The sequence below is a fragment of the Terriglobia bacterium genome (assembly GCA_020072565.1).
Classification (GTDB): Bacteria; Acidobacteriota; UBA6911; order UBA6911; family UBA6911; genus JAFNAG01.
This window is the reverse complement of record JAIQGI010000103.1, coordinates 1-9,193: the sequence shown is the minus strand read 5'-3', so window position 1 is coordinate 9,193 and position 9,193 is coordinate 1. Positions and strand designations below refer to the sequence as shown.

Genomic DNA, 9,193 nt, shown 5'->3' with positions numbered 1-9,193 from the left:
GGCGACCAGGTCAGACTGCGTTTCGAGCTCGAAAGCATCACAGAGAATACGACCTTCGTCCATCGCAAGCCTTACGGGGCACAATAACATTTTCATGCACCTGGGTGCACCCCCGGTGCATGGGAGACTGCGTTGATATAATCCGAGATAGGTTTTTGATTGAGTGCCGCGTATCTTCGGGACCGGGAATTTTCATATGTCACTATATTTCATGAGTTTCAATAGGTATGCGGGCAGGGTATGAGGGGGCCGCTACTCGGCTCTCAGGGCCGAGGTGGGATCGACTCTGATCGCTCTGCGGGCGGGCAGATAGCAGGCGGCCAGCGCGACCAGCGCCATCACCAGACAGACAATCGCGTAGGTGGTGACATTCTCCGGGCTCACGCCAAAGAACAGGCCGGCGAGCCACTGGCTCAATACCGCCGCCAGCGCAATCCCGGCCAGCAGTCCGAGTGCCGCCAACCTGAGCCCATCCAGCAGGATCATCCTGAGCACATCGCCGGGACGCGCCCCCAGTGCCATGCGCACGCCGATCTCCCGCGTTCTCTGGCTCGTCAATGATGCCAACACACCATAGATGCCCACCGCCGCCAGGATCAGTGCCACGGCCGCAAACGTGACCATCAAGACCGAATCAAACCGGCGTTGCCCGAAGCTGTCGTCCACGATGTCCTGCATGGTTCGAACGCTGTACACCGGAAGGTCCTTGTCGAAAAACCATACCTGCTTCTCGACCGCGGGAGTCAGCAGACCGGGCTCCACGACGGTGCGCAGGCTGAGCGTCAGAATGGTGTAATCCAGCATGGGCCTGATGATTTCGGGGCGGGTGCCCGCCTCCAGTGAGAGCTGCCTGGCGTCTTTGACCACGCCGATGACGGTCAGCCATGCCGGCTCCGCTCCGGGCTTCTGAGTCACGCTGCGAATGCGCTTCCCAATCGCATCTTCGTCGGGCCAGAGTTTCTTTGCTAGGCTCTGATTCATGATGATTACGGGAAGTCCCCTGTCAATCTCATCCCGGGTGAAGTTCCTGCCCTTCAGAATCGGCAGATCGAGCGTCCCGAAATAATCCGGCGTGGTGATCCCGCGCATATCCGCCGTCGTTTCGCTCCCCGGCTTCGGGATGGGCCGGCCCTCCACCAGGAATCTCATCATGCGGATGCGGATCATCGGCAAGCCGTCGGAGAAGGCGGAGGCCTTGACTCCTGGAAGGGTGGAAACCCGTTCCAGGACCTGCCGGCAGAATGCGGCGAGCTGCTGGTTGTTCGCATATCTGGATGCCGGCAGGTTCAGGCGCATGGTGAGCAGGTGATCCGGCCGGAATCCGGGATCCACCCCCATGACGAGTAACAGGCTTCTCGCCATGAAAGTCGCCCCGGTCAAAAGGACGACCGCGAGCGCCACTTCTGTAATCGCGAGGAGTCTTCGCAGCCGGCGCGGGTCCCGCGCCAGGCCGATGGCGCCGGCCTGTCTCAAGGATGGGCTCGCTTCGAACCGGATGGCCTGCAGCGCCGGCATCAGGCCGGAGAGCACGCCGGCGGCAATCACGGCGGCACTCGCGAACAAAAGAGCAAACACATTAAGGTGTATCCCCTCAGGGCGGAGAATGCCGGCCGGCTTGAGCGCCAGCAGCGCCTGAATCCCGAAGTGCGCGAGCAGCAAACCCAGCACGCCGCCCAGGACGCTGAGCATGAGGCTCTCGACGAGCAGTTGCGCCGTCAAACGGAGCTGGGTGGCGCCCAACGCCTTGCAAATGGCGAGCTCCTTCTGCCGCGAAACCGCGCGTGTCAGCGTCAGATTTGCAATGTTGGCGCAGGCGATCAGGAGCACAAATCCGACCGCGGCAAACAGCAGGAACAGGTTGTGCCGAAGCTCCCTGCCGACGTCCTCGACATAAAGTGGAAACAGGTTGGTCCCGAAGCCCGCGTTTAATAGCGGATTCTGCTCTTCGAGGCGCTTGCCCACGGCACTCATCTCTTCGCGGGCCTGCTCCAGCGTGACGCCCCGTTTCAACCGGCCGAACACCTGTATTTTGCGCCGGGTCAGATCATCGGCGCTCCGCGTCTGAGAAAGATCGTAAGGAATCCAGAGCCTCGGCTTGCGCTGCTCGGCCCCTTCGCGCGTCGCGGGGAGATAAAAGCCGGCAGGAAGGACGCCGATGACAGTGTAAGTCACGTCATTCAATGTGAGTGCGCGGCCGAGGACGCCGGGTAGGCCGCCGAAGTGGCTTTGATAGTAAAAGTAGCTCAGAAGCACCACGTGGCTCCTCCCGGGATCCGTCTCTGCAAAATCGAATGAGGTTCCCAGTAGCGGGGTTACGCCGAAAACCGTGAACAGGTTGGCCGATGCGCGCGCGCCCGCAATCAGTTCCGGCCGATCGCCTCCGGTGAGGTTAAAGCTCGCGTCCTCAAAACCGCCGATGGCTTCAAAGCTGGTGCTTTGTTTTCTCCACTCCTGAAAATTGAGGTAATTCGTCTGCACCCGGTCGCCCACAAAGGCGCCCAGGGCGGGATTCTTCTCCCACAGCATCACCAATCGATCGGGATCCGTGTAGGGAAATTTGTTCAACAGGACGGCATCAACCACGCTGAAGATCGCGGTGGTGGCGCCGATTCCCAACGCCAGGATCAGTACACTGATGACCAGGAACGCGGGCGACTTCATGAGCTGCCGGGCGCCATATCGGATGTCCTGAAGTGTGAGCACCATGTTGACCCTCAGAGTCACAATAGCGGTGGCCCGATCGTAAGCCGCAGCAGGCGGCATGTCAAACAGCGGCATCAAGAAAATCTCAGCGCAGAGGGCGCTGAGACCGCAGAGGCCCACAAAGGCGGTTTTGTGTGTCTCCCGGTTCCGCTAGCCTGAATTATTCCTGAAGCAGAACCGCACGCCCGTGAAAAGCAACAAAATTGGACGCGGATAAACGGGTAGGAGCTTTTGCCGTCCTGCTGGTCCGGAACGGGCTGTCGAACGCTCGCACGCCGACCAGGATCGAACCGTCGGCGTTTGTCAGCGTTTTTCCGCATCTAAAACTGCATTTGGATCGCACATTCATGGATAATCCAGGCTAGGGGGTGGATGCGGAATATCTGCGCCCACCGGCGTGTATCTGCGGTTATAATCCCCTCTTCTACGCTGCCATGGGGAGGAGTAATGATGAACAGACACACGATCCGCTGCGCGGCCGCGGCCGCGCTCCTGGTACTGGCACTCACTCTCGCGGCGGGCGCTCAGCGCGCGACCTACGACTCATCGCTGTGGTCGGGCATGCGCTATCGCATGATCGGGCCGCTGCGCGGCGGCCGCGTGACTGCGGTCACCGGCGTGCCGTCGCAGCCCGCCACCTTCTACATGGGATCCACCGGCGGCGGTGTCTGGAAAACTACCGACGCCGGCAGCACGTGGCAAAACGTGTCTGACGGGTTCTTCGCCGTGGGCTCGATGGGCGCCATTGAAGTCTCGCTGTCGGACCCGAACGTCGTGTATGCGGGCACCGGCTCCTCGAAAATCCGGAGCAACGTCTCGATCGGGCGCGGCATCTACAAGTCCCCCAATGCCGGCAGGACGTGGACGTTCATCGGGCTGCGCGACGTCGGGCAGATCGCCACGGTGCGCGTCCATCCGGCCAATCCCGACATCGTCTATGTGGCGGCATGCGGCAACCCGTTCGCGCCGAACAAAGAGCGCGGCGTCTACCGCACCACCGACGGCGGCAGGACGTGGAAAAATGTCCTTTTCGTTTCCGACAGCGCCGGCGCGGCCGACGTCGAGCTTCAGCCCGGCAACCCGAACGTCCTCTTCGCGTCGATCTGGCACGCGCAGCGCAAGCCGTGGACGATCATCAGCGGCGCGCTCGAAGGGGGGATCTACAAGAGCACCGACGGCGGAGACACGTGGACGAAGCTGGCTGCGGGGTTGCCGGACAAGCTGTTCGGCAGGAGCAATGTCGCCATCCCCGCGGCCAACCCGAATCGCATCTACGCGCTGATCGAAGCCAAGCCGGGCGCAGGGCTCTATCGTTCCGAAGACGCGGGCTCGACGTGGACCCTCATCAACGGCCAGGGATCGCTGATCACGCGCCCCTTCTACTATACGACCCTGGGCGTGGATCCGAATAACGCCGATGTCGTCTACGTGGGAAACGAGGGCTGGTACCGGAGCGCCGACGGCGGCAAGACTTTCCGCACCATGCCCGTGCCGCACGGCGACAACCACGACGTGTGGATCAATCCCAAAAACTCGCAGTACATGATCCAGGCAAACGACGGCGGCGCGAACGTGTCGCTCGACGGCGGGCGGACCTGGAGCACGCAGCTCAACCAGCCCACGGCCGAGATCTACCAGGTGGCGGTGGACCACCAGTATCCCTACCGGGTCTATGGGGCGCAGCAGGACAGCAACACGGTCATCGTCCCGAGCCTTCCGCTCGGCAACGGGCAGGACTTCCGCAGCGGCCCCGGCTGCGAAACCGGGCCGATCATGCCGAATCCGGCGAATCCGGACGTCGTGTACGGCTCCTGCAAAGGCCAGTTCAGCCGGCTGAACCTGACCACAGGCAATGAGCAGCAATATTGGGTCGGCGCGCAGTCGCTCTACGGCAACGCCGGGAGCGACCTTATATACCGATTCCAGCGCGTGTCGCCGATGGAGATTTCGCCTCACGATCCGCGGGTCCTCTATTACGGCTCGCAACATGTCCACCGCACGCGCGACGAGGGCGTGACCTGGGAGCGCATCAGCCAGGATCTTACGGCCCACCCGCCCGGCACGCAGGGCTACAGCGGCGAGCCGATCACGCTCGACGGCACCGGCGAAGAGGTGTACAGCACGCTGTACTCGATTCGCGAGTCGCCCGTGCAGAAAGGGGTGATCTGGACGGGATCGAACGATGGTCTCGTCTTTGTGACGCGGGACGACGGCAAGACCTGGACCGACGTGACACCCAAGGGGCTGCCGCCGGGCGGCCGCGTGCAGAATATCGAGCCGAGCCCGCGCCGTGCCGGGACCGCGCATGTGGCGATTTACCGGTATCTCCTCGGCGACTTCGCACCTTACATCTACCGGACCGATGACCTCGGCAGGACGTGGACGCGGCTCACGGACGGCAACAACGGGATCGCCGCCGACGAGCCGACACGTGTGGTGCGCGAAGACCCGGACCGCGCGGGGCTGCTGTATGCCGGCACGGAATTCGGGATCTACATTTCGTTCGACGACGGCGCTCACTGGCAGAAGTTCCAGATGAACCTGCCGGCCACGCCGGTCACGGACATCAGGGTAGCGCACAAAGACCTCGTGCTTTCGACGCAGGGGCGCTCGTTCTGGATCCTCGACAACCTTACGCCGCTGCACCAGCTGAGCGGCCAGTCCGCGGCAGCGCAGGCAATCCTGTTCAAGCCGCGCGATGCGGTCCGGAGCTCCGCGCGCGGCGGCGGGCGCGGAGGGGGCCCGCAGTATCCGCCCCCAGGCGCAACGATCGACTACTACCTCGCCGCCGGGCCCGCGGGCGACATCACTCTCGAGATCCTCGACGGCACCGGCAAGGTCGTCCGGAAGATCTCGAGCGCCGTCGCCGCCGGCCAGCCGCCCGCGGCCGAGGCGCCCGTCAACGAAGATGAGACCGGACCCCGCCAGCGCGGCGTACCCGCGCGTCTCGACAGGAGCGCGGGCATGCACCGCTTCACGTGGGACCTTCGTTATCCGGGGCCGTGGCAGAGCGAGGCACGTCCGGAGGGGCCGAATGGCCCGATGGCCGTGCCAGGCAACTACTCCGTGCGGCTCACCGCCGGCTCGTGGAGCGCGATGCAGCCGCTCGCGGTGATCGAGGATCCGCGCGTGACCAGGGACGGCGTGACGGTCGCGGATCTGCGTGAGCAGTTCGAGCACAACATGCGCGTCCGCGACCTCGTGAGCGACGTCAACAAGGCGGTTGCGCGGCTTCAGGCTGCGCAGAGGAGCCTGCGCGGCGCAGCCGCGGCCTCGGTCGATACGCTGGCGAAGCTCAACGAGCTGGCGTCGCACCTGATCACACCGGCCGTGCGCTACGGCAAGCCCGAGCTGCAGGCACACATCACCTATCTCTACGGCATGACCAACAGCGCGGACCAGAAGACCGGCCGCGACGCGATCGAGCGCCATAACGCGCTCCGCAAGGAACTCGACGAGCGTATCGCCGCGCTCGATAAAATCCTGGGCGGCAGGTAGAATTACCTTAGATGCATGCAGGTGAACGCAGATCCCGGTTCACCTTCAGCTGCGTTAATGCTGCGTTGGTCTTCGAGGGAAACAGCATTGGGAATCAAGGCGTCCTGGGTGCATGGAATCGGGTGGGTCACAGGGTCGATCTTTCTGCTGTTGGGACCGTTCCTGGGTTGGATTACCTTCCGGGCGGCCTCCCGGGTCGAGCAGCAAAGTGCACGCATGGCTTTCGAAACGCACATGTCCGAGCGCGCGGCCCTGCTTCAAAAGGAAGTCTATGACATAACCGAGGACCTGCATCATGTCCGGGCGTTTATCAGCGCGCAGGGAAAAATGACGCGCGCGGATTTCCGGACGTTCACCCGTGACATACTCGAGGGCAATCCTGCCATCCATGCGCTGGAGTGGGCCCCGCGCGTTGCAGCAAGCCGGCGCGAGGAGCATGAACGGTCCGCCCGCGCGGAAGGCTTCCAGGGATACCGCATCCGGATGCAGGCCCCGCAGGGCAAGATGGTTCCCGCCCCACCACAGAAAGAATATTACCCGGTCCTGTATGTCGAGCCTTTTGGACCCAACGAGCGCAAGGTCGGATTCGACATTTCCTCGGATCCCGTCCGGAAAGCAGCGCTGACCCTCGCAGCGAAGACGCAGAAAATCACGCTTACCGATCCTGTCGATTTGGAGCTGGAACCGGGTTCCCCGAGAGGGGTCCTCGCCCTCGTGCCCGTCTATCGGGAGACCAGGGCCCGGCGCTCCGGCACGCAGGTTCAGCTGGAGGGATTTGTTGTCTTTGTGCTGGGTGCCCAGGATATCGTCGAGGAATCGCTGTTATTGGGGGGCGGCCCGCCCCGCGTACGATTTCAGCTGGTGGACAACGATGTGGCCGGGAAGACCGAGGTAATTGACTCCTCTCCGGATTGGGAAAACGGCAGCGCACGCGGAGGAGAGGTGTTCGTGCGCTCGATCGTGCTGGGCGGCCAGGCTTGGCAACTTCTGGGCCAGCCCACGGAGGCATTCCTCTCGGGCTACCTTACCAGGCTGCCTCTGGCACTCGGCATAGGCGTGTTCCTGTTCTGGGAAGCACTGAGCGGGCTGGGGCTGTTCTATTCCAAGTGGTCCCGTGACCACGCCCTGCGCAAGCAGGACCGGATATTCGGGTCGGTCTGGCGCAGTCTGACCGAGGGGGTGGTCGTCGCCGGCACCGACGGCAAATTCCTCCTGTTCAACGATTGCGCCCAGAAGATTCTCGGCATCGGGCTCAAAGACGTAAGTCCATCCGAATGGTCATCGACCTATGGCTGCTACTACCCTGACACTCAGACGCCCTTTCCGTCGGATCGGCTGCCTCTGGCGCGGGCCATGCGGGGCGAGGAGGTGCGGGAGGAGGAGATTTTTATCCGCAATCCCCGCGTGCCCGCCGGTGTATGGATCAGCGTCGGCGGCTCGCCGCTGGTGGACGAGGACGGCGCCTCGGCGGGAGGAGTGGTTGTGTTCCGCGACATCAGCGAGCGCAGGAAACAGCAGCAGGCACTGGAGCGCTTATACAATGTCGTGGAGCAGACCGCGGACACGGTCTTTATCACCAATCGTGACGGCATGATCGAGTATGTGAATCCTGCGTTTGAGGCGACCACCGGCTATTCCCGCGCAGAGGCCCTGGGCAACAGTCCCCGCATCCTCAAATCCGGGAAATACAGTCCCGGGCACTATCAGGAGCTCTGGAAAACACTGCTCAATGGTGAGGTCTACCGGTCGACGATCACGAATCGAAAGAAGAATGGCGACATGTACCAGGCCGAGCAGACCATCACGCCGATGAAGGATTCAGAGGGACGGGTCACCCACTTCGTCTCGCTCCTCAAAGACGTCACGGAACGCATCAGGACGGAGGAACGGGAGATCGAGATGCACTACGCGGCGATGGTGCAAAAGAAGCTTTACCCCGAGCAGCCGCCGCAGCTCGAGGGCTTCGACATTGCGGGCGCGGTGTTCCCTGCGGAGGCCACATGCGGAGACTACTTCGACTACCTGGACATGTCGAACGGCGCACTGGGCATCGTCATCGGGGATGTTTGCGGGCACGGCCTCGGTCCCGCGCTCATTATGTCGGAAACGCGCGCCTTTGTGCGCTCTCTCTGCCAGGCGCGCTCTGAGTTCAGCCAGATCCTTGATCCTGTCAACAAATGGCTCCACGCTGATCTGGAGTCGGGCAGCTTCGTCACTTTGTTGCTCACTTATATCGATGCGCCGGCGCGGCGCCTGGTGTACACCAATGCCGGACACCCTCCCGGCTACCTCCTTGACCGGTCCGGCGCACTCAAGGCTGTCCTGAACAGCACCGGTTTCCCGCTGGGCCTCTTCCCCAACAGCACGTACGGCGACGGTGCAAGCGTGGAATTTGGGCCCGGGGACCTGGTGGTGCTTCTTACCGACGGCATTACTGAGAGTGAAGCTCCGGACGGCAGCGCTTTTGAGGGGGAGAGAGTCCTCGAGGTCATCCGGGCTCATCAGGACGAGCCGGCCGAGCACATCGTTCTGCATGTCCGCCGGGCCCTCTGGGATTTCACCGAGGGCATGAAGCCGGCCGACGATCTCACGATCGTCGTCTGCAAAGCCACTCCCCCGGACTGAGGGACAGTCACCCCTGCGCCCGGCTGCGGCACGACGCATGGGGACTGCTTCGAAAATAGTCTTTGCCGGGCCGCCCGCGCCTACGATGCATTTCGGGGACACGCGTGAATGGCGCTTAAATAAGGGTGATTGGAATCGTCTTGAGCGTACCAGGAGCAAGGGCCTAAGCCCCAAGAGGGGCGTCCGCATTCCGCAGCCCAGGGCGTGAGCCCTGGGAATGGAGGGCCATTAACAAAGAGAGCCCTGTAAGGCATGCGCGTCAAGTTAAGGAGAGCCAGCTGTTTTCCGCAGGATCGCTTCCATTGCGGAGACAAAGTTGGGGCGATTCCGTTTGTCATAGGTGCAGTATCGCTGTACGGCTCTGCAT

3 protein-coding genes are annotated in these 9,193 nt (G+C 62.7%); 2 read left to right on the top strand and 1 reads right to left on the bottom strand.

The window, feature by feature from the left end:
- Positions 1-252: 252 nt before the first annotated feature.
- Positions 253-2,781 carry an ABC transporter permease gene (locus LAP85_28800; GenBank protein ID MBZ5500413.1) on the bottom strand — a complete coding sequence of 843 codons (2,529 nt, stop codon included), beginning with the start codon at positions 2,779-2,781 and terminating at the stop codon, positions 253-255.
- 372 nt (positions 2,782-3,153) lie between these two features.
- On the opposite strand from LAP85_28800, the gene LAP85_28795 reads away from it, so the two are divergent.
- Positions 3,154-6,201, top strand: coding sequence for a hypothetical protein (locus tag LAP85_28795; GenBank protein MBZ5500412.1), 3,048 nt, complete (start codon positions 3,154-3,156; stop codon positions 6,199-6,201).
- A gap of 87 nt (positions 6,202-6,288) precedes the next feature.
- Complete coding sequence (locus tag LAP85_28790; GenBank protein MBZ5500411.1) at positions 6,289-8,826, top strand: SpoIIE family protein phosphatase; 2,538 nt, start codon at positions 6,289-6,291, stop codon at positions 8,824-8,826.
- Positions 8,827-9,193 lie beyond the last annotated feature (367 nt).

What these genes read in the sequence shown, in the direction of transcription:
- LAP85_28795 (MBZ5500412.1), top strand. Translation starts at nt 3,154, where the DNA reads ATGAACAGACACACGATCCGCTGCGCGGCCGCGGCCGCGCTCCTGGTA.